General features: G+C 39.9%; 25 protein-coding genes and 1 pseudogene. 16 read left to right on the top strand and 10 right to left on the bottom strand.

Annotated features, from left to right (window positions below; translation table 11 throughout):
• Nucleotides 1-223: 223 nt before the first annotated feature.
• Genes prmC through hemA form a run of 3 tightly spaced genes read right to left on the bottom strand, consistent with a single transcriptional unit; the run spans nucleotide 224 to nucleotide 3,436 of the window.
• Entirely contained in the window at nucleotides 224-1,084 is an 861-nt protein-coding gene (gene prmC, locus ACYVIL_RS14845; protein WP_460313148.1) for a peptide chain release factor N(5)-glutamine methyltransferase, read from the bottom strand.
• Nucleotides 1,074-2,162, bottom strand: coding sequence for a peptide chain release factor 1 (prfA, locus tag ACYVIL_RS14840; protein ID WP_303477002.1), 1,089 nt, complete (start codon nucleotides 2,160-2,162; stop codon nucleotides 1,074-1,076). Before prfA ends, prmC begins: the two co-directional genes overlap by 11 nt.
• An 11-nt stretch (nucleotides 2,163-2,173) precedes the next feature.
• Complete coding sequence (hemA, locus tag ACYVIL_RS14835; protein WP_303477004.1) at nucleotides 2,174-3,436, bottom strand: glutamyl-tRNA reductase; 1,263 nt, start codon at nucleotides 3,434-3,436, stop codon at nucleotides 2,174-2,176.
• Between the two features lie 189 nt (nucleotides 3,437-3,625).
• Between hemA and lolB the strand changes: the two genes are divergently transcribed.
• The 4 genes from lolB to ACYVIL_RS14815 all read left to right on the top strand — a co-directional run bounded on the left by lolB (nucleotide 3,626) and on the right by ACYVIL_RS14815 (nucleotide 6,708).
• Complete coding sequence (gene lolB, locus ACYVIL_RS14830; protein ID WP_460313146.1) at nucleotides 3,626-4,234, top strand: lipoprotein insertase outer membrane protein LolB; 609 nt, start codon at nucleotides 3,626-3,628, stop codon at nucleotides 4,232-4,234.
• Nucleotides 4,231-5,103 carry a 4-(cytidine 5'-diphospho)-2-C-methyl-D-erythritol kinase gene (gene ispE / locus ACYVIL_RS14825; protein ID WP_303477008.1) on the top strand — a complete coding sequence of 291 codons (873 nt, stop codon included), beginning with the start codon at nucleotides 4,231-4,233 and terminating at the stop codon, nucleotides 5,101-5,103. Before lolB ends, ispE begins: the two co-directional genes overlap by 4 nt.
• 105 nt (nucleotides 5,104-5,208) lie before the next feature.
• Nucleotides 5,209-6,156 (top strand): ribose-phosphate pyrophosphokinase, encoded by a 948-nt coding sequence (locus tag ACYVIL_RS14820; RefSeq protein WP_303477011.1) that lies wholly within the window; start codon nucleotides 5,209-5,211, stop codon nucleotides 6,154-6,156.
• A gap of 144 nt (nucleotides 6,157-6,300) precedes the next feature.
• A complete protein-coding gene (locus ACYVIL_RS14815; protein ID WP_303477014.1) occupies nucleotides 6,301-6,708 on the top strand; it encodes a hypothetical protein in 408 nt (135 codons plus the stop codon).
• 79 nt (nucleotides 6,709-6,787) lie between these two features.
• Here ACYVIL_RS14815 and ACYVIL_RS14810 read toward each other — a convergent pair whose 3' ends face one another.
• Complete coding sequence (locus ACYVIL_RS14810) at nucleotides 6,788-8,110, bottom strand: amidohydrolase family protein (protein WP_303477017.1); 1,323 nt, start codon at nucleotides 8,108-8,110, stop codon at nucleotides 6,788-6,790.
• Nucleotides 8,111-8,395: 285 nt separating this feature from the next.
• On the opposite strand from ACYVIL_RS14810, the gene ACYVIL_RS14805 reads away from it, so the two are divergent.
• The 3 genes from ACYVIL_RS14805 to ychF are packed head-to-tail and all read left to right on the top strand — an operon-like array spanning nucleotide 8,396 to nucleotide 10,767.
• Nucleotides 8,396-9,037 carry a 50S ribosomal protein L25/general stress protein Ctc gene (locus ACYVIL_RS14805; protein ID WP_303477020.1) on the top strand — a complete coding sequence of 214 codons (642 nt, stop codon included), beginning with the start codon at nucleotides 8,396-8,398 and terminating at the stop codon, nucleotides 9,035-9,037.
• 5 nt (nucleotides 9,038-9,042) lie between these two features.
• Nucleotides 9,043-9,627, top strand: coding sequence for an aminoacyl-tRNA hydrolase (gene pth / locus ACYVIL_RS14800; RefSeq protein ID WP_303477023.1), 585 nt, complete (start codon nucleotides 9,043-9,045; stop codon nucleotides 9,625-9,627).
• Between the two features lie 48 nt (nucleotides 9,628-9,675).
• Nucleotides 9,676-10,767: a redox-regulated ATPase YchF gene (ychF, locus tag ACYVIL_RS14795; RefSeq protein ID WP_303477025.1), complete on the top strand. Its 1,092-nt coding sequence runs from the start codon at nucleotides 9,676-9,678 to the stop codon at nucleotides 10,765-10,767.
• A gap of 80 nt (nucleotides 10,768-10,847) precedes the next feature.
• On the opposite strand, the gene ACYVIL_RS14790 is transcribed toward ychF, so the two are convergent.
• Nucleotides 10,848-11,297 carry a GNAT family N-acetyltransferase gene (locus tag ACYVIL_RS14790; RefSeq protein WP_460313142.1) on the bottom strand — a complete coding sequence of 150 codons (450 nt, stop codon included), beginning with the start codon at nucleotides 11,295-11,297 and terminating at the stop codon, nucleotides 10,848-10,850.
• Between the two features lie 160 nt (nucleotides 11,298-11,457).
• Between ACYVIL_RS14790 and putP the strand changes: the two genes are divergently transcribed.
• The 7 genes from putP (at nucleotide 11,458) to ACYVIL_RS14755 (ending at nucleotide 19,857) form a co-directional block, all read left to right on the top strand.
• A complete protein-coding gene (gene putP / locus ACYVIL_RS14785; protein WP_303477029.1) occupies nucleotides 11,458-12,969 on the top strand; it encodes a sodium/proline symporter PutP in 1,512 nt (503 codons plus the stop codon).
• A gap of 184 nt (nucleotides 12,970-13,153) precedes the next feature.
• Nucleotides 13,154-14,068 carry a sulfate adenylyltransferase subunit CysD gene (cysD, locus tag ACYVIL_RS14780; RefSeq protein WP_303477031.1) on the top strand — a complete coding sequence of 305 codons (915 nt, stop codon included), beginning with the start codon at nucleotides 13,154-13,156 and terminating at the stop codon, nucleotides 14,066-14,068.
• The gene (gene cysC / locus ACYVIL_RS14775) at nucleotides 14,068-14,664 is read left to right on the top strand and encodes an adenylyl-sulfate kinase (protein WP_303477033.1); all 597 of its coding nucleotides are present in this window, start codon (nucleotides 14,068-14,070) and stop codon (nucleotides 14,662-14,664) included. The genes cysD and cysC overlap by 1 nt, the downstream gene beginning before the upstream one ends.
• Nucleotides 14,664-15,449: a 3'(2'),5'-bisphosphate nucleotidase CysQ gene (cysQ, locus tag ACYVIL_RS14770; protein ID WP_460313139.1), complete on the top strand. Its 786-nt coding sequence runs from the start codon at nucleotides 14,664-14,666 to the stop codon at nucleotides 15,447-15,449. The genes cysC and cysQ overlap by 1 nt, the downstream gene beginning before the upstream one ends.
• Before the next feature lie 3 nt (nucleotides 15,450-15,452).
• A complete protein-coding gene (cysN, locus tag ACYVIL_RS14765) occupies nucleotides 15,453-16,862 on the top strand; it encodes a sulfate adenylyltransferase subunit CysN (RefSeq protein ID WP_303477037.1) in 1,410 nt (469 codons plus the stop codon).
• Between the two features lie 18 nt (nucleotides 16,863-16,880).
• The gene (locus ACYVIL_RS14760) at nucleotides 16,881-18,608 is read left to right on the top strand and encodes an SLC13 family permease (protein WP_460313137.1); all 1,728 of its coding nucleotides are present in this window, start codon (nucleotides 16,881-16,883) and stop codon (nucleotides 18,606-18,608) included.
• Nucleotides 18,609-18,894: 286 nt separating this feature from the next.
• A complete protein-coding gene (locus tag ACYVIL_RS14755) occupies nucleotides 18,895-19,857 on the top strand; it encodes a transposase (RefSeq protein ID WP_460313135.1) in 963 nt (320 codons plus the stop codon).
• Between the two features lie 63 nt (nucleotides 19,858-19,920).
• Here ACYVIL_RS14755 and ACYVIL_RS14750 read toward each other — a convergent pair whose 3' ends face one another.
• Nucleotides 19,921-21,114 (bottom strand): ABC transporter permease, encoded by a 1,194-nt coding sequence (locus ACYVIL_RS14750; protein WP_303477045.1) that lies wholly within the window; start codon nucleotides 21,112-21,114, stop codon nucleotides 19,921-19,923.
• On the bottom strand, nucleotides 21,114-21,899 hold the full coding sequence (locus ACYVIL_RS14745) for an ABC transporter ATP-binding protein (RefSeq protein WP_303477048.1): 786 nt from the start codon (nucleotides 21,897-21,899) through the stop codon (nucleotides 21,114-21,116). The genes ACYVIL_RS14750 and ACYVIL_RS14745 overlap by 1 nt, the downstream gene beginning before the upstream one ends.
• A gap of 212 nt (nucleotides 21,900-22,111) precedes the next feature.
• Between ACYVIL_RS14745 and ACYVIL_RS14740 the strand changes: the two genes are divergently transcribed.
• On the top strand, nucleotides 22,112-22,816 hold the full coding sequence (locus ACYVIL_RS14740; RefSeq protein ID WP_460313132.1) for a YIP1 family protein: 705 nt from the start codon (nucleotides 22,112-22,114) through the stop codon (nucleotides 22,814-22,816).
• Between the two features lie 13 nt (nucleotides 22,817-22,829).
• Here the strand turns inward: ACYVIL_RS14740 and ACYVIL_RS14735 are convergent, their stop codons facing one another.
• Nucleotides 22,830-23,771 (bottom strand): DUF3025 domain-containing protein, encoded by a 942-nt coding sequence (locus ACYVIL_RS14735; protein ID WP_460313130.1) that lies wholly within the window; start codon nucleotides 23,769-23,771, stop codon nucleotides 22,830-22,832.
• Between the two features lie 129 nt (nucleotides 23,772-23,900).
• Here ACYVIL_RS14735 and ACYVIL_RS14730 point away from each other — a divergent pair, with 129 nt between their 5' ends.
• Nucleotides 23,901-25,526 (top strand): M28 family metallopeptidase, encoded by a 1,626-nt coding sequence (locus ACYVIL_RS14730; RefSeq protein ID WP_460313176.1) that lies wholly within the window; start codon nucleotides 23,901-23,903, stop codon nucleotides 25,524-25,526.
• Nucleotides 25,527-25,593: 67 nt separating this feature from the next.
• Here ACYVIL_RS14730 and ACYVIL_RS14725 read toward each other — a convergent pair whose 3' ends face one another.
• Both ACYVIL_RS14725 and ACYVIL_RS14720 read right to left on the bottom strand, forming a co-directional pair.
• Nucleotides 25,594-26,517: a LysR family transcriptional regulator gene (locus tag ACYVIL_RS14725; protein WP_303477059.1), complete on the bottom strand. Its 924-nt coding sequence runs from the start codon at nucleotides 26,515-26,517 to the stop codon at nucleotides 25,594-25,596.
• A 262-nt stretch (nucleotides 26,518-26,779) separates the two neighbouring features.
• Nucleotides 26,780-26,865 (bottom strand): annotated as a pseudogene (locus tag ACYVIL_RS14720) (IS5/IS1182 family transposase); the annotation flags it as partial.

Raw genomic sequence — 26,865 nt, 5'->3', positions numbered from 1 at the left:
CCGCTTTACCTTAGACCACCATATTTAATCCCGAATAATGAATGAATAACAAAGACATCCATTGCCAGTTCAAACTAGATTGAGCTTAGTAACTATGGGTCAAATGATGGGTGTCCATGCTATTCTTATGATGGGTGTCTTCGTTATTTTAACAAAACTAAATCGACATGGGTCACAAGGCAGGGCTGACTCGAATGGAAAATCAGTTGTTCTCTTGATTTGGTTAAGGTTTTTGCGCTGCGGTTATGCGCGGTTGATTATTTAGGTCTTTTTTATGAAAAATATTGGTATATTGATATTGGTTAAATAGGGCAGCTAATTCAGTTGCTTGATTGTATCCGTGTTCTATCATTAGCCAACCTCCCTTTTCTAGGTGAGCAAGTGATTGCTCAATGATAATTTTAATATCATCTAAACCATCCTTACCTGCGGTTAACGCAGTTATAGGCTCAAAACGAACATCTCCTTGTGAAAGATACTGACTATCACTTTCCACATAAGGAGGGTTACTTACTATCAAATCAAAGGTTTTAGCGCTTAAATGAGTAAACCAACTGCTTTGCAGAAATTTAACATCGGGTAATTGATTTGCAATAGCGTTACGTTTAGCCAGCGCGACTGCATCGTCAACAATGTCTACACCTATCACCTGCCATGTTGGTTTTTCATAAGCTAGAGACAACGCAATCGCGCCAGTTCCCGTACCTAAATCTAGCACTTTGGCATTTGGACCTATCGGCAATTGTAATGCTTGCTCGACTAATAATTCGGTTTCCGGTCGAGGAATCAAGGTATCCGGGGTGACTTCAAGACTCAGGGTCCAAAAATCCCGGGTACCTATTAGGTGGGCAACAGGATGACCCATTTTACGTTGTATTACCAGTTGCTGAAATTGTGTTTGGATACTCGTTTCAACAATCTTATCTGGCCATGTCATAAGATAGGTAGAAGATTGGTCCAGGCAATGAGCCAATAGCAGTCTAGCGTCTGTTTTCGGACTCTCGCCAGCCGATAGCTGCTGAAAAGCCCAAGCTAGCAGTTCAGCAACAGTTGCACCCGCGCTCAAATGTTCATTAGCTTCCATCAGACAAAGAGGCTAACAAATCGGCTTGGTGTTCCTGCCTAATGGGTTCAAGCAGCGCATTCACATCACCAGCAATTACGTCATCCAATTTATATAAAGTTAAGTTAATTCGGTGATCCGTCACCCGCCCCTGTGGGAAATTATAGGTGCGTATGCGTTCCGATCTATCCCCGCTTCCAACTAAATTTCTGCGCGTAGAAGCTTCTTCCGCTGCACGTTTGTCATCTTCAATTTGTGTCAATCTAGACTGTAATACCGACATAGCTTTCGCACGGTTTTTATGCTGGGAACGTTCATCCTGACATTCCACCACTACGCCAGTAGGAATGTGAGTTAGACGAATTGCTGAGTCGGTTTTATTAACGTGTTGTCCCCCTGCCCCAGAAGCTCTAAAGGTATCAATTCTCAAATCAGCAGGATTGATTTCAATGGCTTCAGATTCTGGAATTTCAGGTAATACAGCGACGGTACAGGCAGAGGTGTGAATTCGGCCTTGAGACTCTGTTTCGGGAACACGTTGTACCCGGTGTCCACCTGACTCAAACTTCATAATTCCGTATACACCGTCACCAATAATATTCGCTACCACTTCTTTGTAACCACCATGCTCACCTTCGTTAGCATTGATAAGTTCCAAGCGCCAACCTTGTGTTTCTGCGTAGCGGCTGTACATTCTAAATAAATCACCGGCAAAAATTGCAGCTTCATCACCACCAGCACCGGCTCGAATTTCTAAGAAACAATTACTATCGTCGTTGGGGTCCCTTGGCAATAACAATATCTGCAGTTCGTTTTCTAAGCTTTCAATATTCGACTTAGCTTCTTTGTACTCTTCTTGAGCCATCTCGCGCATTTCTGCATCATCTTCTTGCATCATTTCTTGAGCAGAAGCCAAATCCTCTTGGGCTTGCTGATACTGTTTAAAGGCTTTAACCACACCCTCTAATTGGGAATATTCTTTAGATAAGGCGCGAAACTTATTTTGATCCGCTATGATTTCTGCGTTACTTAATAGCGCTTGAACTTCTTCGAATCGTTCAATGAGTGTCTCTAATTTACTGACTACTGAATCTTTCATGGTTTTCCTGTTTATTCTTTTTCGACATCCAGACCCAAGGTTTGCCGAAGCAAAGACAATGTATCTTGGTCTTGTTCTGATGCAGCACGGCTTAGTGCCTTGGTTGGCGCATGAAGTAACGCATTGGTCAGCTTATTTGATAGTTCTATCACGACTTCTTGCGGATCTTTGCCTTCGGCTAACTGACCTAAAGCACGCTGTTGTAATTTAATTTTAACGTCATTATTTTGCTGTCGAAACAACTTCAGAGAATCAATTGACTGTAATGAATTTTGCCAACTACTAAATACCTGAGCTTGCTCTTTAATAATTAACTCGGCATCATCAGCTGCTTGCTGACGACTGGCTAAATTCTGTTCAACAATATGTTGTAAATCATCGACTGAATATAAATAAGCATCATCTAAGTCCGCCACTTCCGTCTCTATATCTCTTGGAACTGCAAGATCGACAAAGAAAATAGGTTTATGTTTGCGATCTTTTAATGCACTTTCCACCATTCCTTTACCGATTATGGGCAAAGTACTGGCTGTAGAACTAATTACAATATCGGCGTCATGCAATACGTTAGGAATTTGCGCGAGGGTAATAACATTAGCATGTATTTGCTCCGCTAATTCAGTTCCACGACTTAAAGTACGGTTAGCTACGGTTATTTTGTTCACTCCGCTATTTGTCAGGTGCTTGGCAACTAACTCTATGGTTTCTCCTGCACCAATTAACAGTACTTTAGTTTTCGCTAAGGATGAAAATATTTGTTTAGACAACTGAACGGCGGCAAAGGCAACTGAAACCGCGTTTGCACCAATGTCTGTCTCGGTTCTTACTTTCTTCGCCACTGAAAATGTATGTTGAAATAACTTTTCAAACTGGCTACTTACGGCACCATAATTCTTAGCATTACTATAGGCTTGTTTCACCTGCCCTAAAATCTGAGGCTCGCCTAAAACTAATGAATCTAAGCCGCTGGCCACGCGCATTACATGGCGAATGGCTTCATCATCTTCTAGCAGATAACTATGACAAATCAGTTCTTTGCTATCCAAATTATGAAATGTCGCAAGCCACTGGATCAACTTATCGGCTAAAGAGTGCTCTGTTGAAATATAAATTTCAGTACGATTACATGTAGATAAAATAACAGACTCTTGCGCACCCAACTGCTCTCGCAAAGAGGCAAGCGCTTCCACCATGGATTCCACGGGAAAGGCTACTTTTTCCCGTAACACTACGGGGGCAGTTTTGTGATTAATTCCTACAGCAATCAGTGTCATTGAGAAATGCGAGTCAACCGTGCAACATTATTGGGAGCGGCATTGTACGCAAAAGCCAAAACTATTGAAAGTAGTGGAGCTTCTGTGTTCCCATATATATGTATAATCCAATTCAATTTTAGCTGTTTTTTTATCAAATGCCTTGATAAACGAATAAAACATCAACTAATACACAATTTGGTACTTTGCATGAAACCAATTTATGTCGTAACGGCTTGCTTGCTCTTACTTGTTTTATCAGGTTGTGTCACCTCAACTAAAATAAACCAAAGTATCAACAGCGAACGCCACCAACAACAACTTTCAAATTTAACAAATTGGAAAATAAAAGGCCGATTAGCATTTAAAAGTGAAGAAGAAAAAGTCAGTGCTTACATGAATTGGCAACAAGGTATTAATCAATTTGATTTACAATTAAATACCTTTATTGGTACTAACATCCTAAAAATGCAGAGTGACGATAATTACACATCATTGGAAGTTGATGACCAAACCTATACCGACACCGATGCAAACAGATTAATTTTTAGGGTCACAGGTTGGAATATTCCGGTTGAAAAACTCGGGCTTTGGGTTAAAGGGCAACATACCGAAAAAGATAACGTTGTTTACGATGAATTCGGTTTAGTCAGCCAGTTAGAGGCTAAATGTAGAGAGTGTGTACCATGGACACTCACTTTTTCAGATTACCAAAAAGTCGAAGGCCTGTGGTTACCCCATTTAATACAACTCACCAACACCCAAAATGTTGCGAATCAAATTAAAATTAAAATATCTTCTTGGCAGAAAATGCAATGACACAACGCACTAAACCTAAACATTGGTGGCCCAGCCCTGCAAAATTAAACCTTTTTTTACATATTAATGGCCAAAATGAAAAAGGGTATCATTTATTGCAAACCCTATTTCAACTGGTGGATATAGGTGATCAATTAGCCTTTGAAGTTACTAATGACGGCATCATTACCTTAGAAACTGCTCTAGAAGGCGTTGCTCAACAAGACAATTTAATTTTTAAAGCAGCTAAACAATTACAGCAGCGTTCTGGCAGCACTTTAGGTTGTAATATCTGGTTAGATAAGCAGCTTCCCATGGGAGGCGGGATTGGCGGCGGCTCTTCCAATGCCGCAACAACCCTAGTTGCCCTAAACGCCCTTTGGAAAACTCATTTGTCGTTTTCCGAGTTGGCAGATTTAGGCTTAGCCCTAGGTGCAGATGTCCCTATATTTGTTCATGGTAAAACAGCATTCGCAGAAGGGGTGGGTGAAAAAATAACGCCAACAGAGCTTTCTTCGCCTTATTATTTGATTGTATTTCCCAATTGCCACGTTTCCACGGCGGAAATTTTTGCAGCAGATGATTTAGTCCGAAATTCAGCTAAAATTGAGTGGCAGGACTACAAATTTGCAAAAACTCGCAACGATTGCCAAAAATTAGTCTGTGATCGCTATCCTAAAGTTGCAAATTTATTACGTCAGTTGTTAGAATACGCGCCGTCGAGAATGACAGGAACAGGAGCTTGCTTATTTTCTGTTTTTGACACGATCGAACAAGCTGAGCAGGTTAAACGAATCTTGCCTGAAGATTGTCAGGCGTTTGTCGCAAAAGGTATTAATACATCACCCTTACATGAGTATTTAGCTAAAATGCAATTAACCTCGGCTTAACTGCTGACAAACGCAATCTAGACTAAGCTCGCGGCAACCCTGAAACGCGATGAACCAATCTAATTATTGGTTACCCTTAACACTTTCGCACTGAGGAAATTTCTTGTGCCGGACATGAAGCTTTTCGCTGGTAATGCTGTACCAGAACTCGCCCAAAAAGTAGCAGATAGACTTTATACTAAACTTGGCCACGCTAGTGTGGGCCGCTTCAGTGATGGTGAAATAAGCGTCGAAATACATGAAAATGTACGTGGTTCTGACGTTTTTATCATTCAATCTACCTGTGCCCCTACCAATGATAACCTAATGGAATTGATCGTTATGATCGATGCGCTTCGTCGCGCATCTGCAGGTCGTATTACTGCCGTCATTCCTTATTTTGGCTATGCACGTCAAGATCGACGAGTTCGTTCGGCACGTGTACCTATCACCGCTAAGGTTGTTGCTGATTTCTTATCGAATGTGGGTGTTGACCGAGTTTTGACCATCGACTTGCACGCAGAACAAATACAAGGTTTCTTCGATGTGCCAGTAGACAATGCGTTTGGTACGCCTATATTGCTAGACGATATGCGCCAACGTGATTTTCACAATCCAGTAGTTGTATCTCCAGATATTGGCGGAGTTGTGAGAGCACGAGCAATGGCAAAACTGCTCAATGACACCGATTTAGCGATTATTGATAAACGTCGTCCTAAAGCCAATGTCGCACAGGTTATGCACATCATCGGTGATGTAAATGATCGAGATTGCATCATTGTTGACGATATGATTGACACTGGTGGTACTTTAGGTAAAGCGGCTGAGGCATTGAAAGCTCACGGTGCCAGAAACGTTTATGCCTATGCAACCCATGCTATTTTCTCTGGAAATGCGGTGGAAAATATTCAAAATTCAGTGATTGATGAAATTATCATCACAGATAGTATTCCCCTAGCAGATGATATAAAAGCACTAAGCCGAGTAAAACAGCTCACCTTGTCTAACATGCTGGCTGAAGCAATTCGTCGTGTGAGCAATGAAGAATCCATTTCAGCCATGTTTGAGTATTAACCCTTAAACGCGATAATGAACTATCATAAAGCCGTTTGATTTAGCGATCCAACGGCTTTTTTTATGCACTTTTATAAAATGTAATTGTCCAATTATCATGCTATACATGGTTGTATTGTCCAAAACATTATTAATGGGATATAAATGAATAGATTATTGTGTTTACTCTCTATAGCCTTTTTTGCAGGTTGTTCTGGCACTGATACTGCCGACACAGGTTCACCCTCAGATCTTGATCCTAAGTCTAATTTAGAGTTAAAAGAAGCCAAACCAAGTGAAACATCACAAGAGGAACCTGCAATGCTTACCATTACCGGCACTATTGTCCACAAAGGCATGGAAGGTGGTTTTTTTGGCTTAGACGCCAATGATGGTAAAAAGTACATGCCACGAGGCATAAATAAAGCACTATTGAAAAATGGCATGGTAGTACAGGTGAAGGGGTATGTATTAACGGACGTTTTAACCTTTCAACAATATGGTGAAGTATTAAAAGTAGTTGAAGCCGTAGAAATCGATAGCAGCAAAGTTGAGCAAGGAAACAGTTGGTAGGCAGGATTAAACTTAGTGTTTGAGTTGAGCCCGAGTAATTTCGGGCTCTTACAGAATATTAGACCAATTGATATTCAAGTTAATTTAAATTTGCTTCTACCGGCTTACCGTCCGATTTATATATCACCCCTGCTTTCATCACAAAATCCACTCGTTGTAATAAGTTGATGTAACGTAAAACATCACCATGAACAGCAATGATATCCGCCGCTTTACCCGCTGATACAGTCCCCGTCTTATCATGGACACCCATCATAACTGCTGGCCAATAAGTGGCGGCTCGAATCGTATCCATTGCGCTAATATTCATTTCATCTACCCAAACTGCCATTTCATTCCAGGTACTTTGGCAGTGAAACTTAGCGGGAATACCACTATCTGTGCCAACTAGAAAAACCACACCTGCATCTCTCAACTGGGCAATTTTGCGTTTTAAGGTAGGTTTACGTAAGGGAGTGAGCTGCATGTAATCCAATTGTCCGACATTTCTTAACGAACCTTTTATATCTGCAATAGTGTCTTCTTTTAAACCGCGCTTCCAACAATGGCTGTCCAGCTTTTCTGGGTTTGCAACGGTAGCAGGATAATTCCACAACCCTTCTACGGTGGGTGTCCAAAATAAAGGTCCACCTGCAACACGCCCTGTCGCTGTTCGCTCCTTGAGCATGGTTATTATATCTTCTGGGTATTCTGGAGAGGTTGTTAAACCTGTGTGCTCAAAGTTATCAACCCCAATTTGAAGGCCTCGTCTAATTTCATTTGGTCGATGGGAATGAGCAACCACTTTCATTCCTCTTTTATGAGCTTGATCGACGATAGCTTGGGCTTCTTCTAATTCCATTTTGTCTTGGTCAATTAATTTAATAATATCCATGCCTGCATCGGCTAACTTGTCTACTTTTCGTTTAGCATCACGTACACCATCGATTCCCCAGCGAAACTGCTCCGTTCCTGGATAAGCTTCATGTTGTAAAAACGGCCCTGACACATACAAATTGGGCCCTGGAATAGATCCGTCTTCGATGCGCTTTTTGACACTGATGGTATCATCTAAAGGTGCGCCTAAATCTCTAGCACTGGTGATCCCTGCTAACAATAGTTGCACTGCACTTGCCGGCATAATCTCATCGGCTAAACGGTTTATGTAAGCTTTATCCCAATGTTCGTAATCTGAGTGACCATTGAGCATTAGATGGGCATGGTTTTCCCATAAGCCCGGCAACACATCCATTCCTTCTGTGGAGACAATTTGATAGCCTTTGGGCACCGGCAATGTTGCTACAGTGCCCACTTGCTGAATAATGCCATCTTTAACTAAAATAACGCTGTTGGCGATAGGTTGATGTCCGAAACCATCGATTAAGCGCCCCCCAACCAATGCAGTTTGTTCTGCATAAGCCACTGTGTTTGTTATGCTGGCGCACAATATTATTAATAAATACCTGAGATAAATCATAAAAATACTCGCTGTTTTGAGAAAGATATTAAGTGTAAAACTACCCTAGAATTACGAATGATTCAAAATCTTACAATGTCACTGCAATAACGCCCTAAATGCTTGTTAAGTATCCACTCTAGTGGTAGACTTCGGCGCCCGTTTTCAATGGGTGGCAAGCAATGCTTGTATTTATGTTGTTTCTGGTCGCAAGAAACAACAAAACTTAATTATTTAATTTGGAGTTCCAAAATGTCTGATGCAATTTTCAACTTGGATGCAGAAGTACGTACCGACTTGGGGAAAGGTGCGAGCCGCCGCCTACGTCGTGAAGACAAAGTTCCTGCTATCCTTTACGGTGCTGGTAAAGAACCAGTATCACTTACACTAGCTCACAATAAAGTAATCCAAGCACAAGAATTCGAAGCTTTTTATAGCCACGTTCTTACCCTTGATATTGCTGGTGAAAAAGTAGACGCACTTGTTAAAGATATGCAACGTCACCCGTTTAAACCAAAAGTTACACACATTGATTTCTTGCGTGTTGACAAAAATAAAGAAGTAACGACCAATATACCTCTTCATTTCATCAACGAAGACAAAGCTGAATCAATTAAAACTGAAGGTGGCCACGCTGAGCATCACATGAATGATGTTGAAGTAACTTGTTTACCTGGCGTTCTTCCAGAGTTCATCGAAGTTAACTTAGAGCCTGTTGGCCTAGGTGAAACGGTTCACTTGTCAGATCTAGTGCTTCCTGAAGGTGTTGTATTAGTTGAACTTGCTAAAGGTGAGTCACATGACTTAGCTGTAGCAACAATTAAGACAGCTAAAGGACCTAGTGCAGACGAAGTTGAAGAAGACGATTCTGAAGAAGCTGCACCTGAGGAATAAGTTGCTTGTCTGACATTCAACTTATTGTGGGCCTGGGAAATCCAGGCCCCGAATATAAAAATACACGCCACAATGCCGGTACATGGTTTGTAGAAGCACTGGCAAAGCAATTTGGGTGCACGCTCAAGTTGGAAAACAAATTTTTTGGATATACTGGCCGCTTTACATACGCTGGGCAGAATATTAGATTACTTATCCCTACCACTTATATGAATAAAAGTGGTCAGGCAGTTTCAGCACTAAGCAGTTTTTATCGAATCCCCCCTGAAAGTATATTGGTTGCCTTTGATGAACTTGATTTACCTCCTGGTATAGCAAAATTCAAAACAGGCGGCAGTTCCAGTCAAAATGGGATCAGGGATATAGTGTCAAAATTAGGAAACTTTAAAGATTTTTTACGACTTCGCATAGGTATAGGTCATCCAGGTGATAAATCTAGAGTGACTGGCCATGTGTTGGGAAAAGCGTCACAACAAGATCAAGAAAAAATCGATGCAGCAATTGACGAAGCATTGCGTTGTACCGAAATTTTGTTAAAAGATGATTTGAAAAAAGCGATGAATCGCCTTCATTCATTCAAAGTAGAATAACAGCATACGCCGGATAATCTGAGCGCCAAATAGTTTAAGGAACACCAAATGGGTTTTAAATGTGGAATCGTTGGTTTGCCCAACGTCGGAAAATCAACGTTGTTCAATGCATTAACCAAAGCTGGCATAGAAGCGGCTAACTTTCCGTTTTGTACAATTGAACCCAATACAGGTGTTGTCCCTGTGCCAGATGAAAGATTGACAGCACTGGCTGAAATTGTAGAGCCCAAACGTACTATTCCCACTACCATGGAATTTGTGGACATCGCCGGGCTGGTTGCTGGAGCATCTAAGGGTGAAGGACTAGGAAATAAGTTCCTAGCGAACATTCGTGAAACCGATGCTATCGGACATGTAGTGCGTTGTTTCGAAAATGACAACATTGTGCATGTAGCGGGCAAAGTAGATCCCCAAGACGATATTGATGTCATTAATACAGAACTCGCCCTTGCCGATTTAGAAAGTGTTGAAAAAGCACTTATCAGAGTGGGTAAAAAAGCGAAGAGTGGTGACGCTGACGCTAAATTCGAAATAAAAGTGTTAGAAAAAATTAAACCGGCTCTAGATGAAGGGACGTTGCTTCGCGCAGTTGAGTTAGAAAAAGAGGAATTAGCTGCAATTAGTTATATGAATTTGTTGACGCTCAAACCAACCATGTATGTGGCGAATGTTAACGAAGACGGGTTCGAAAATAACCCCTACTTAGATAAAGTTCGCGCTATCGCTGAACAAGAAAATGCTGTAGTTGTTGCCGTTTGTGCAGAAATTGAATCTGAAATAGCCGAATTGGATGATGAAGAAAAAGCGGAATTCATGGAAGAATTAGGCTTAACTGAACCTGGTTTGAACCGTGTTATTCGTGCAGGTTATAGTTTATTAACCTTGCAAACTTATTTTACCGCTGGAGTACAAGAAGTAAGAGCTTGGACTTTCCCTGAAGGGTCAACCGCTCCGCAAGCTGCCGGTAAAATACACACAGACTTTGAAAAAGGCTTTATCCGAGCTGAGATAATCGGTTACGACAACTTTGTAGAGTTTAAAGGTGAACAAGGTGCCAAAGACGCTGGGAAATGGCGTTTGGAAGGCAAAGATTACATTGTAAAAGACGGCGATGTTATTCACTTCCGTTTTAACGTTTAACGTCATCTAAACTTAATTTGATACTAAAAAGGCCTATTAATTAGGCCTTTTTAGTAACCTCAACAAAATAATATCTTTTTCTAGTTAAGGGAAATCACCATATCTTTATGCTCTATGCCACCGTCGTCATAGCTATCGCCTGTTACGTTAAAACCCCATTTTTCATAGAAATTAATCACCTCAACCTGAGCAGATAACTTAACATCACGAACCTCCATATCTCTTTGAAAATAGGCCATAATTTCGTCCATCATGTTGGCTGCTATCCCCTGGCCACGAGCATGGCTGTCTACGACAACTCGTTCAATTTTTCCTATTGTTTCAGGATCACTAACTAACCGTAGGCGTGCATAAGCCATCAGTTGTTGTGTGTTTGAATAGACGCAAAGATGCTTGCTCTGTTGATCTAAATTATCAATGTCGTCATAGAAACTTTTCTGCTCTAAAACAAAAACGTTTTGGCGTAATCGTAAAATTTGATAAAGCTGGTTTGCACTCAATTGGGCAAAATCATAAAAAGAATAATTCATAAAACTGTTAACTCGGAGTGCTTAAATATTAATCGCTAAAGGTGTTCACCTGTCATAATATTTTTACGGTGGATCAGGATGCCCCTAGTATGCCACCGCTATGCTTGTTAGCATAGATCGCCTAATACAGAGATAAATATTAAAAAACAAAGGATTTTCAATGGAATTAGGTACACTCATATCACTTACTGTGTATTTTATCGTGATGCTTGGAATAGGTCTTTACGCCTTTAAAGAGTCCACATCCGACATGACAGAATACATGCTTGGTGGTAGGACGTTGAGCCCTAAAGTGACAGCCTTATCTGCAGGTGCATCAGATATGAGTGGCTGGATGTTAATGGGGGTGCCAGGTGCAATGTATGTATCTGGACTGTCAAGTATCTGGATCGCAGCTGGTTTAACTATAGGTGCATTTCTCAACTATATATTAGTTGCGCCTAGACTGAGGGTTTATACCGAAGTAGCAAATAATTCAATTACCGTCCCAGACTATTTCGAAAATCGCTTTGAAGACAAAAGTCGTTTACTCCGAGTTATTTCATCAGTCGTCATTATTGTGTTTTTTACCCTATATACTTCTAGCGGTGTTGTTGCTGGCGGAAAACTCTTTGAATCATCATTTGGTTTGACCTATGAAACTGGCCTATATGTGACCGCGGGTGTGGTGGTTGCGTACACCCTGTTTGGCGGTTTTTTGGCTGTGAGTATGACCGACTTTGTGCAAGGCTGTATCATGTTTGTATCCCTGATTATGGTCCCAGTTGTGGTCCTCTTCGAAGTGGGCGGCATAGGCGAAGCCACTCAACAGATATCAGATGTAAGCGAGAATATGATGAGCCTGTGGGTTGATGCATCCACAGGACAGGCACTCTCGGCCATTGGCATTATCTCGTTATTAGCTTGGGGGCTCGGATACTTTGGACAGCCACACATAATCGTGCGATTTATGGCTATCCGACATGTGAAGGATATGAAAGTCGCAAGACGGATTGGTATGAGCTGGATGATAGTTTCTTTAGCCGGTGCAGTAGCGACGGGATTATTTGGTTTAGCATACATGACCAAGACACAGACAAATATTGAAGATCCCGAAACCATTTTTATCGTGTTATCGCAATTATTATTCAATCCATTTGTAGGTGGATTTTTACTGGCGGCAATTTTAGCGGCAATTATGAGTACCATTTCATCTCAACTTCTGGTTACCTCAAGTTCATTAACTGGTGATTTTTACCAAGCGTTTTTGCGTCGTGGTGCCAGTCAAAAAGAGTTGGTGATGGTGGGAAGAATATCAGTGGCCTTAGTTGCCTTTGTGGCAGTGATACTGGCCTACGACCGAGATAGTACTGTTCTTACCCTAGTGAGTAATGCATGGGCTGGCTTCGGCGCAGCCTTCGGTCCCTTAGTCATTATTAGCCTGTATTGGAAACGTATGACTTTTGCCGGTGCATTGGCTGGAATGATAACGGGTGCAATCACAGTACTAATTTGGATTTTTGCGGACTTAACAATTGATGGACAGGCATTGAGCGCTGTCATCTACGAAATTGTCCCTGGTTTTATCGTTAGTTGTGTTTTCACTGTGGGTGTCAGCTTAATGACAGCCAAGCCTAAGGAAAGCATATGTCAGACTTTCGATACCGTTGATAGTGAATTAAAGAATCTTTAAAAAATATTCACATAAAAACAACATTTGACGAACACTTTATTTATATGGTGTTCGTCTTTTGTTTTTTTAAACCATTTTGTTGCTAAATATAGTAAATGGTCATACCTATATTGCTGCCAACTATGTTATGGTTCTATGCATATAAGTATTTTGTCTAACGCTTGAATTTACGTGGAAAATAAACATGACTAACTCTATTCCGTCAGTGACTCATTTGAAACAGCTTGAAGCTGAAAGTATTCATATTTTCAGAGAAGTTGCTGCAGAATTCGATAACCCTGTAATGCTCTATTCGGTAGGTAAGGACTCTTCAGTATTATTACACCTTGCCCGCAAAGCTTTTGCTCCCGGCAAAATTCCTTTTCCTCTTTTACACGTTGATACAACGTGGAAATTTCACGAAATGATAGAGTTTCGTGACAAGATGGCCAAAAAGCACGATCTAGATTTGCTAGTACATATTAATCAAGAAGGGATTGATATGGGAGTGGGTCCATTTACCCATGGTAGTGCAAAGCATACCGATATAATGAAAACCGCTGGTTTAAAACAAGCTTTAAATAAATATAAGTTTGATGCCGCTTTCGGTGGTGCCCGTCGTGATGAAGAAAAATCTCGCGCCAAAGAAAGAGTATACTCTTTCCGTGATGATAACCATCGTTGGGATCCTAAAAATCAGCGTCCTGAATTGTGGAATATTTATAATTCTCAAATTAATAAAGGTGAGAGCATTCGTGTATTTCCAATGTCGAACTGGACAGAATTAGATATTTGGCAATATATTTATCTAGAAAATATTGAAATCCCTTCACTGTACCTTGCGAAACCAAGACCTGTGGTTGAAAGAGATGGCGTATTGTTTATGGTTGACGATGACCGTATGCCTTTAGAAGAAGGTGAAGTACCTGAAATGCGTTCTGTCAGATTCAGAACATTAGGGTGCTACCCATTAACGGGTGCAGTGGAATCAGAAGCTGACACGTTACCTGAAGTTATCCAAGAGATGTTGTTGACGAAAACGTCAGAACGTCAGGGAAGAGTGATTGATCACGACTCTTCCGGTTCAATGGAGAAGAAAAAGATGGAAGGATATTTTTAATGGCTACCAACATCGTATGGCATCAACATGAAGTAGACAAAAAACGCAGAGCCGAAGCAAAAGCACAAAAACCGTCAGTAATATGGCTTACGGGTTTGAGCGGCTCTGGAAAATCTACGATTGCTAATTTATTAGAAAAAAAATTAGCAGAAGCGAGTAAGCATACTTATTTACTTGATGGCGACAATGTACGCCATGGTTTATGTGGTGACTTAGGTTTTAGTGATTCAGATAGAGTAGAAAACATTCGTCGAATCAGTGAAGTAGCTAAATTATTTGTCGACTCAGGGTTAATTGTATTAACGGCTTTCATTTCCCCATTTAAAGCAGATAGAGATTTTTGTCGCGGTTTATTGTCCGAAGGTGAATTTATCGAAGTCTTTGTGGATACCCCGATAGAAGTGTGCGAACAGCGAGATCCAAAGGGCCTTTATCAAAAAGCACGTCAAGGCGATATTAAGGACTTCACTGGCATTGATTCGGCCTACGAAACGCCTGAAAATCCAGAAATCCACTTAACGTATTCAGGTCAAACCGCTGAAGAATCCGCGGAGTTACTATTTAAGATGCTACAGGAAAAAGGATTTTTAGATTAATGTTTGATCACGCTCTCGCAACGCAAGTAGCTGAAATAACCCATAAAGCAGGGGCAGCCATACTTGAAATTTATAAAAAAGATTTCGCGATTTACGAAAAGTCTGATGAAAGCCCTTTGACCGAGGCGGATTTAGCCGCTCATCACATCATTGTTGATGGTCTTAAGGAAATTTCTGAACTCCCTATCTTATCCGAAGAATCTGCCAGTATCGACTGGAAAACGAGACAAACTTGGGATGACTATTGGTTAGTTGACCCTTTGGATGGGACGAAAGAATTCGTAAAGAAAAACGGTGAATTTACTGTTAACATTGCATTAATTAGTGCCGGAAAACCAATTTTAGGTGTTGTGTATGCGCCTGTCTTAAATACGACCTACGTGGGTGTAGAAGGTTTAGGTGCTTATAAAATTGATGGCGGAGAAATTAACGATATCAAAGTTAGCCCTCATCAAGAAGGTGAAACATGGCAAGTCGTTGGTAGCCGCTCCCACCAAAGCCCTGAAATTACATCGTTACTTGAATCTTTACCAGGTGAGACTGAGTTAGTCGCTATGGGAAGTTCACTTAAACTGTGTTTGGTTGCTGAAGGCAAAGCGCATTTGTATCCTCGGTTAGGTCCAACGTCTGAGTGGGATACTGGGGCAGCACAAGCTGTAGTTGAAGCAGCTGGCGGTAAAGTCACTGTGATTACTTCAGAGAACCCTTTGGATCCCGACGCTCCAGCGTTACGTTACAATCAAAAAGATTCTGTATTAAACCCTTATTTTTTGGTGAGTTGCTAAAATATGAATAGCGAAAACACATTATTACAACAAGATATATTGTCATACTTAGATCAACATGAGAAAAAAGATCTTCTTCGATTTTTAACCTGTGGTAGCGTTGATGACGGTAAGAGTACACTTATCGGACGTTTACTACACGACTCAAAAATGATCTATGAAGATCAACTTGCAGCAATCACCAAAGATAGTAAAAAAGTTGGAACAACTGGTGAAAAAGTCGACCTAGCGCTACTAGTTGACGGACTGCAATCTGAGCGTGAGCAAGGTATAACAATAGATGTAGCCTATCGCTATTTTTCTACTGACAAGCGCAAATTCATTATTGCTGACACCCCAGGACACGAACAATATACTCGTAACATGGTAACAGGTGCATCTACCTGCCAAATGGCGATTATTTTAGTGGATGCTCGCGCTGGCGTGAAAACCCAAACTCGTCGTCATTCGTTTTTGGTTTCTTTGTTGGGTATAAAACACGTTATCGTGGCTATCAACAAAATGGATTTGATGGATTACAGTCAAACTGTTTTTGAAGAGATTAAACAAGACTATTTAGAATTTTCAAAACAACTCGATATCCCTGATATTAGTTTTATCCCACTATCGGCTCTAGATGGCGATAACGTGGTCAATAAGAGTGAGCATACGCCTTGGTATACTGGCGATACTTTGATGACAGCATTGGAAAATATAGAAATTGATAAAGATTTAAATTTAGATGATTTCCGATTCCCAGTGCAATATGTTAACCGCCCTCACCTCAACTTCCGAGGCTTTGCCGGTACTGTTGTTTCTGGTCAAATTGCAGTTGGCGATAAGGTAACCACTCTACCTTCTGGTAAACAATCAACCGTAAAATCAATTGTTAACTTTGAAGGTGAGCAAGAGCTTGCTCACGCTCCACTTACAACTACCTTAACCCTAGAAGATGAAATAGACATTTCTCGTGGTGATATGATTGTGAAGTCGGATAATCTGCCTTTACATGGGAACACATTTAAAACCCATTTGGTCTGGATGGATGAAGAAGCACTTATTCCTAATAAGCAATATGGTTTCAAATTCGCAACTAAATTTGTACCTGGGTCGGTTACAAATATCAATTATTTAATTGATGTGAATACCATGGAAAAGAAAGATGCTGTGCATTTGAACCTAAATGAAATTGCCGTTGCTAATATCAAGCTTACGCAAATAGTAGCCTGTGACCCTTACACTGAAAATCGTGCTACCGGTGCGTTCATTATTATCGACAGAGTAACAAATGGAACTGTGGGTGCGGGCATGATAATCGAACAAACCCAGGCAACGACTGCCACTAATCAATTTTCAGAGTTTGAAATTGAGTTTAATACCTTGGTTAGAAAACATTTTCCTCACTGGAATGCCACTGATATAACTAAATTATAATTAGTTATACTTCCAACTGTGGATATTAATCAAGTTGCTGTTGTAGCGATTTTTTTCGCGACTATTGCGGCGCTTATCTTTACTGATAAGCGCCCTTCTTCTGTGTTTGCTGGTTCAACATTAGCACTTATGTTGAGCGGCCAAATCACCTTCTCAGAAGTAGCACATAACCTTACCAACGAAGGTTTACTCACCCTTATTATACTATTACTGGTGAGTACCGCCGTTGATAAGACATCCATGATTAAAAATCTAGGAAGAAAATTAATCACAGCTAGTTTTAAGGCCAGTTATTGGCGATTATTCGGACTCACTTTTGCCTCATCTGCGTTACTCAACAACACTGCTGTCGTTGCTAGTATGATTGCGCCTATTAGTCAAAACCAGCATCACCCCGCCTCAAAATTATTGATTCCCCTGTCATACTCCGCAATTTTAGGGGGGACAGTCACTCTTATCGGTACATCGACAAACCTAATTGTGGATAGTTTCCTTATTGAGCAAGGATATCCTGGATTCCAGTTCTGGGACTTCACCTTTTACGGTTTGATTGCGGGTTTAAGTTGTGGCTTATTAATGTTCGTATTAACGCCACTGTTGCCGAATATTGAGACGCGAAAAGGGAGCTTTCAATATTATTTTATTGAAGCTGAAGTGATTGCAGAATCAGAATTAATTGGCAAAACCGTAGAGCAGAATCATCTCCGAAACTTGCCTGAGTTATTTTTAGTTGAAATTATTCGTGATGGCCAGTTAATAAGTCCAGTAGCCCCTGACTTGATGATTTTAGAAAACGATAAATTAATTTTTTCCGGAAACATTAAGAACGTGGACAGCCTTTCACATATAAAAGGTTTAGTATTATTTGCAGAAACCGATGGCTTATTGCGAGATAATTTGACAGAAGTTATCATCTCAAATCGTGCACAAATTTTAGGTAAAACCCTTAAGGCTGTAGGGTTTAGAGCTTTATTTGATGCCGCTGTCGTTGCAATAAGAAGAGATGGTGAGCAACTATCTGGTAAGTTAGGAGAAATTAAGTTACAAGCAGGTGATTTTTTGCTGCTTGCAACCGGTCAAGACTTTGTAAACAGGCACAACTTAAGTAAAAACTTTTTTATCATTTCTGAGCAAAAAATTTCTACTCGACTAAATAAACTTCAAGAATATCTCACTATCGGAGGCTTCTTACTCACCATATTATTAGCCGCGACTTCGGTCTTAAGTTTGTCATCAGGCTTATTATTTTTCATGGCCGCTTTAGTTATTGCAGGAGTAATAAACAATTCAGAATTAAAACGGAACATTCCAATAAACTTAGTGATCGTTATTGTTGGAGCTTTAAGCTTAGCTACAGCATTATCGTCTTCTGGTGTGATTGAACTACTAACGGGATCATTAACTCCCTTTATAAATAATGGCAGTCCTTTTTTAGCATTGCTGATTGTTTACGGTTTAACCTTACTGTTAACAGAATTAGTCACCAATAATGCAGCTGCAGCCTTAATGTTTCCTTTTGCATACGGTGTGGTTGAAGCCCTGAGTGTTCCATTAATGCCATTTGCCTTAGCGGTAGCTTTCGCCGCCAGTGCTAGCTTTTTATCTCCTTATGGATACCAAACCAATTTATTAGCCTTCAATGCTGCAAATTATAAATTTAAACACTTCATCAACTTTGGCTGGCCGGTATCATTACTCTACTCAAGTATTGTTTTACTGCTGTTAAAATACTCTTACGGGTTCTAACACTATTTTCTTGATTTCGACTTAGCGCAAAAGCCTAACTAAATAGGTGTTAATATGGACACTGTTAATATGGACACCCACAGATATTAATATAGACACCCACCGACATTGCAGTGTCCCCATCACTATCGCGTTTTTTAACCTTGACAGTCACCTTTATATTCTTGGCTTCCTCCTCAATATTACAATCAATACTCAAACTAGACCTATAATCCATTTAAACTATACTAATGCCTTCAAGTTTAAGACTAAGCTAAAGTGACCTATATTGAAAATGGAGCGAAGAATGGCTTTAGCTCGAAAGCACCAGGTCAGCTTGGTTGATACGTCATATTATCATTGTGTTTCTCGGTGTGTACGTCGAGCCTACTTATGTGGCAGGGATGCTTACAGCGGCAAAAATTATGAACATCGTCGTCGATGGGTTGAGGATAGATTATTACTACTAGCTCATGTTTTTTGCATTGATATTTGCGCTTATGCTGTTATGAGTAACCATATCCATGTTGTTTTACACGTAAATAAAAGCAAAGCGCTTAGTTTGTCTGATAGAGAGGTAGTAGAAAAATGGCAGAAAATACACAAGCCTACACATTTATCGCAACAGTCGCTTCAAACTAACCCTCCGAAGTTAAATGAAGTGCAGTTACAAACCGTAAAACAAACAATTTCAATATATCGTCAACGCCTTTTTGATATAAGCTGGTTTATGCGTGAGCTTAATGAACCCATAGCGAGACGAGCAAATCGAGAGGATCAATGCACCGGACACTTCTGGGAAGGCAGATTTAAATCTCAGGCATTATTAGATGAAAAAGCATTAGCAGCTTGTATGGTTTATGTCGATTTGAATCCAATTAGAGCGAGTACAGCAACGACTCTAGAAATGTCGCACCACACCAGCATTAAGCGACGCTTGAAGGCCTTTGAAAAAGGTAAACAACCTCCAGATTTGATGCCTTTTTTAGCAACTAACAAAAAGTGGTGTCTACCATTTTGCCTTTCTGACTACGTTAGCTTAGTGAAAACAACTGCCGAAATCCCCACTCTATCACAAAGTGATTTTCCGATAAAAAATCAACCCAATATTCTAACGAAACTGCAATTGGTTGGATCGACTTGGTACGCGGAAAGTCTTCATTTCGAATCTATTTATAATGTTGCTGCTGGCAGTTATAAAAATCGGCAACAATTCAAAAAGCACACAAATAGGAAACGTATGGTAAGTGTTGATGAGCAATACTATTGAATAAAAACAGATTAAAATAGATGCCTTCAATACGAAATTCGAATGCTAATGTTATAGAGAAAGTTATCTAAACAGCACTTTTTCTTTATTAAACCAATTTACACAAAATGCCAGCAAGCCAACGGCAATCAATGCTGTTGAACCAAAAATAGCAATTAGCTGAAAATAGTCCATTGTGCCTTTAATCAACTCTTTGATAGCCAAAGCAACATTAGTCAAAGGAACCCATGCCCATGCTCCTTTTAACTCAACTCCTGGTGCCATCGCTAAAAAAATTGGTATAAAGAGCAACATCATCAGGGTTCCCATATAGCTTTGTGCTTCTTTATAGCTCTTCGCGTAAATGGACAAGCTCAATAATATAGAAGCAAAAATAGCCACAACAGGTACAAGCATTAAAAACATCAGAATAAAGTCGACAGCCCCTATAGAGGACATAAAGGTCACCACGAACTGAATCGCCAAACCTTGGCTAAGTATGACGCCCCATAACGCCATGCTAGATACTGTTATAAGGGCTGAAGTTAAACCAGCAAATGCAATGGTTAAAAACTTACCGAGTACTATTTTATAACGCTCAATTGGTGAAATTAATAATGTCTCTAAAGTTCCCCTTTCTTTCTCTCCAGCACCTAAATCTGCGGCGGGGAACATTGCACCTTGCAGGCACAATATAAAAATGAAATAAGGAATGAGTCCGCCAATTTTTTCGCCCCAATTTTCTCTAGTATTGGCAGTGTTAATTTTCTCTAAAATAATTGGTTTCAAAACTGCAACACTTTGTTTTTCTGATAGATTTAACTTCTTAAACGCTATTTCTCTTAACTTTTTAACCTGTTCATCGACTATTTCGTTTACTCGATAAAAAACCCTATTAAGACCAGAATCATTTAGATGGAGTTTTAATAGTGCCTGTCCAGTTTGTAAAATATCATTTGAATAATTTGCGGGGATTTCCAAAACAAAATCAACGGTATTGTCTTGAATTAGTTTTTTATAATCTGCTTTTGGGTCAATTTCAATTCGATTAAACCCTTTTAATTGCAACAATTTCGTGTCAATTTCAGGGGCGTATTCAGCACCTATTAAAGCGTAATTCAACACTTTATTTTGCGCTTCAGTAGCAGCATTTTGAGCGAAATATATGGCTATACCAGCAAAAGCAGGCATAACGAGTATAGGGACTGCAATCATAAAAAATAACGTTTTTTTATCTCTAACTAATTCTTTTAATTCTTTTAACAATACCAACCACATTACTGCTCTCCTTGTTGAATAGTGGCTAAGAATGCCGCATGCAAATTTTGGTTCTGTGCCTGTCCTCTAAACTCATCGACGCTGCCATCGAATTGACTAACCCCATTATCAATTACTGTAACTCTGTCACATAGCTCTTCCACTTCGCCTAGATGGTGAGTTGAAAAAATGACCGGAATACCTTTATTTTTCAAACCTCGAATAAAATCTAGCACGGTTTGGGTTGCCATAATGTCTAACCCCGTAGTAGGTTCATCCAAAATAACAACTTCAGGATTATGAATAACCGCTCTAGCAATCGAAGTTTTTTGTTTCATTCCTGTAGAAAAGTTTTCACTTCTGCGATCTAAAAATGTCTCCATTTCTAACAAGGCCGACAACTCCTCGATACGGTTTTCTATTTGTAATTTATTCATTCCATGAAGCTGACCAAAGTACTCAATATTTTCACGCCCCGTTAAACGTCCATACAGCCCTGTTGTACCAGATAAAAATCCAATTTTCTGACGGGCGATTAAAGGGTCTTCCAACACATTAACTTCATTGATATAAACACTACCGTGATTTGGTTGTAAGGCAGTTGACAACATCCTCAATGTAGTTGTTTTACCCGCACCGTTAGGACCAAGTAAACCCAGTACCTGGCCTTTTTCTACTGTAAAAGTAACGTCTAAAACTGAATGGAAATATCGACCTTTAAGACGGGGATCTTTCTTTTCTTGTTCACTAAGTTTTTTAGGATTCTCAACCACGAATTTCTTAGCTAAATTCTTAATTTCTATCATTACTTTTCCCTGATTACACCTAAACTGGCTAACCTCAATCGATCAAAAACAACTGCATTTTTTGCTATTTTAGACACACTTATTCAATAGTGTATAACTTATTGGATTTATTACATATAATTGAGGACATCCTAGCTTGATTTTTTATGGCCTACATCATTCACCTTAAATTTATTGAGCTTTAAAACTTAACCCAACTTGAGCACTTTGTTATGCAACCGAATAATGCTTTGCAAGCATCTCTACAAATATTCACAAAACCAAATGGTGTATTTGAAGCGGTAAACAATAATGACAACTGGTCATGGATACCGTTTTTATTGGTTATGAGCTTTGTTTTACTGCCACTATATTTGTACTACAACTTTGTCGATTTCGAGTGGTATCGCAATTTTATCGTTGACAGTACAGCGGGTAACCTTAGTCCAGCCGAACAAAATAATATTAGAGCGCAAATCAGACCAGGATATCTAGTCACTGGCATACTTATAGTTGCTTTTTTATTCCAAGTAATCGTTAATGTGATTCTTGCCGCATATCTCAATTTAGTAGCCAAAACGGATGAAGACTGCGTCAATGGATTTACTGATTGGTACGGTTTTACATGGTGGATTTCGCTCCCGGCAGTCATTGGATTTATCGCTGCGATACTTGTGCTTGCATTAGCTGAAAGCAATCAAATGCCAATCAGTGACTTACACCCTTTAGCCCTATCATATTGGTTAGGCTTGAGCGAGGATTCAAAATGGTTTGGTTTAGCTAATTTGATTAAGCCAGAATTATTCTTTAGTGTTTACCTGATGGCAGTAGGCTTAAGCCATTGGACTAAATTCAAAAAAGTTAAAATATACACAGTGGCGATTGCACCATTTGCAATAATTATCTTACTTTGGTTTTTACTAATTTTGATGAAATAATTGCCGCAAAAATTTAATTCCGCGCCGGTCTAAAGTATTCCTCGTTCAAATAGAATTCTTTATATCGGTTTGCAGGATACCAACTAGGTATCCCCAAAAGTGGGATTGGTGGCAATTTTCCCGTGTTTGAAAGTGAATTTTTACTCAATAGATAATGATAGAGAGATAAATCTAAAATACTTAGTTGCTGGGCATAATTTTCAGAGAAAAAGCTGTCATTTACTCTTATCGCTAACCATTTTCCAGTTAATCCAATAAACGGATTCAAAAGCATTTCATAATTTGCATGGCCAAAAACAAAAGCTTTAATTTGCGGATTGTCAATTTGGCCATCCTTGTTAGAAGCTACCTTTACATCGTGATCTAACATTGAGCAATGATTTACCCATTTATGCCTTTCTTCGATAAAAACTTTTTGCCATTGATGATTTGCGAGGTATTCACATACCTGTGAATCAGATACGGCTAGAATAATCCCACACTCATCAAATAATGTGATCTGATTTCGCCGCTGAGTGCGTGGAGTCAAACCATGAGCTTGAATATCTTCTACATGCCATTGATTTAAAAGTGTTTTAGTCTTTGGAAAACTGAGCCAAATCAGACCATTAAATAAGTCATGCCATGAGTTTGGCCGCGTAGGAATGACTTTATTTTTAAAAATAATGGTTTCGTAATAGCCGTCGGTTTCAGACATTGAATTCTGACACTTAAACGACAATCCAAAATCATTCCTTGATGCCTGTCCACGTTGATGTTGATAAACGCCAGACGATGCCTGTCCACGTTGAATGTCTCCAGACGATGCCTGTCCACGTTGAAGAAGGTGAATGCCATTCTCTGTAGTAACCAACTGATCTTTTAAGGTATTGAGGGTATCGGCATGCAATAAATTGTCGAATTTAGTTAGGCTGTAGCGCTGTTCAAGTTCGCTAAAAGGTGCCCTTTTTATCATGCCTGTCCACAATTCGTGGCACTCACGGGGCGATGGTTGTTTAACTGATGTCATAGGTTACTAGAGTCTTGTTGCTGGATTTCTTATACTGGATGCAAATGTAATAATAAGAGTAACAATATGCAATCAATGCGTTTTATTTTTCCAGTTGTATTTTCTATTTTAGCAATCGTTGGATGTGAACAACTGCCAAATAGTGAAAGTCCACAAAGTAACTTTCAGCAAGTGTATGAAAGTATCAGTGAACAAGAGTTAAAGCAGCACGTCAAAACAATATCTTCAGACGAGTTTGAAGGTAGAGGCCCGACTACCGATGGTGAGACCAAAACCCTCGAATACTTAGTCGACAACTTTAAATCCTTAGGGTTTGAGCCGGGTAATGGCAATAGTTACCTTCAGGCTGTTGAATTAATGGAAATCACCGCCGATCCCAATATGCAGTTACATATGGGGAAAAATACCTTCGAATATCAAAAAAACATGGTGGCCTCATCAAAACGCGAAACTCCCCAAGTTAACCTAAATGACTCAGAGATCGTGTTCGTTGGATATGGCGTAAATGCACCAGAATACAATTGGAATGACTACCAGGGCTTGGATGTAAAAGGTAAGACCGTGGTTATCTTAGTCAATGATCCAGGTTTTGAAAATCCAGAGAGTGGTAAGTTCCAAGGTAAAACCATGACCTACTACGGTCGCTGGACTTATAAATATGAAGAAGCTAGCCGTCAAGGCGCTGAAGCCGCTATTATAGTTCATGAAACAGCTCCTGCGTCTTATGGTTGGTCTGTTGTATCAAACAGTTGGAGTGGTCCCCAATACAGTCTAGTATCAAAAAATGGTAATGCTGACCGTGTTGCTGTAGAAGGTTGGATAAGTCTTGAAGCCGCCAACAAAGTATTTGCTGAAGCTGGACTCGATTTCAGTCAACAGAAAGCTAAAGCCATGCAAGGCCCCTATTCTAAAGCCTTAGGTACCAAGGCTTCTATCACCGTAAACAGTAAATTAAAAAAATCTGTTAGTAATAACGTGATCGCCACATTAAGCGGCAGTGTAGCAGCAGATGAACACATTATTTACACCGCACACTGGGACCATTTAGGTAAAGACAGCAGTTTAAAAGGTGACCAAATCTACAATGGTGCACACGATAATGCCACAGGCGTTGCAGCGAGCTTAACTATGGCAAAAGCATTTTCAGAGCTTTCCATACGCCCCGCCCGTTCAATTACGTTCTTAATTGTTACCGCTGAAGAGCAAGGATTACTAGGCTCTAAATATTATTCTGAGCACCCTATCATTCCCCTAGACAAAACCGTCGCCAATTTAAATATGGATGCGTTAAACGTTTTGGGCAGAACTAAAAATGTGTCAGTTGTGGGCATGGGCAAATCAGAACTTGAGAAATACCTAGCATCTGCCGTGGCAAAACAAGGGCGCTTCCTGACTCAGGAAGACAGACCTGAGGCTGGCTCATACTACCGTTCAGATCACTTCAGCTTCGCCAAACAAGGCGTACCAGCGCTGTATGCGAAAGGCGGAAACCAACCCATAGACGAAGCCACAGCGAAGTATCGTAAGCGTGCCAATGTTGTTGTCAAAGGTTGCTATCATCAGGTTTGTGATCAATTTAGAGAAAATTGGGACTTTGGTGGCATCCAAGAAGATACTCAAATGTTATTCGATGTGGGCTATAGCATTGCCAATTCGAATGATTGGCCACAATGGAGCAAAACCAGCGAATTTCAGCGCTAAAAATTACACCACTGAATAAAAAATGCCAGCAATTTTGCTGGCATTTTTTTAAAGCTTAAAACCTAGTTTATTTTTGACTTTCTTTGATAAAATAACTTAGCTCTTTAATGCAATGACGTAACACTGGATTTAACCTAGTATTTTTACCATTCATAACAAAAAGTTCATGTTCAAATTCAAACATTTTACCGCCACCAACAGGCACCAAACCTAAGCCAGCGCCCTGCTCTTTGGTCATGTAGTCAGGCAGTAGCCCAACATATTCACCCGTCATAATGGCAGACATACAGCCATCGAAAGAATCCGAGAAAGTTTGAATCAATAAGCGACTCTCATCTTGAATATAGTTAGCTGAAGATAGTCCTGAAATCCCGATGGCAGGATAATCTTCAATTTTCAAATTATCAGGCAAAGCTTCTTTATATTTAGCTAAGGGGTGTGAAGGTGCACAGTACAATCGCCCATGGCATATGTGACCTACTGGATGGAAAGTCACTGATTCTGGTTTTACCATATCATAGGTTGAAACAACCAAGTGACACTCACCAGATAAAGCTACATGCTCCACTTCATTGTATAGACGAGTTTGAATATTCACATGAATATCATCAAACTTCTTCATAGTGCTCTTAACCGCTTTACTCACTGCTAGATGCATTGAAAGGGGTAATCCAGCCATTAACACTAAAGTGATATGCCCAGAATAATCATCATGTAGGCTTTTTAAATTAAAAACAAAGTTATCAAAGGCATTGAAAATTCGTTTTGTTTCCTGAAAGACCACTTCACCTTCTTTGGTCATCTGGAACCCCCCACGACCGCGGTGACATAGAACTAAATCCAACCTTTCTTCAAGTTTTTTAATTGCAGCGCTAATATTTGGACGCTGCATTCTCAATACGGGTTCTGCAGCAGTAAACCCATTGCATGATGCTACGGCATAAAATACGCGTAACAGTTTGATGTCTGATTCTTGTAAGCGGTTTAACATAAATACACCAAAGTAAGGTATGTAATTAAATACTCTAATTCCTATATTAGGCAAGCCGCTAAGGTATTACAATCATTAATTACAGTTTATTCTATTGCAGTATTAGTTATTTAGAGTGCCTCACTTAACTATCAAACCTTATCTAAACTCATACCTAAAACAGACTAATGCACGGAATTTCGGCCTGCACAGTTTCATCCAAGCGCTTAAAATTTTTTCTTTAATTGCTAAGGCCTGTTGATCTTTGCTGTACATATTTCACTCAGCAATACATCGGCAACCACATCATCGAAAATGCCAGTGAAACCATACTGGCATAATTCCTTGCTAACTTTTCATACCTCGTTG

Source organism: Aliiglaciecola aliphaticivorans, assembly GCF_054782055.1.
The sequence above is the reverse complement of the archived record's forward strand: the minus strand, read 5'-3'. Positions and strand labels throughout refer to the sequence as shown.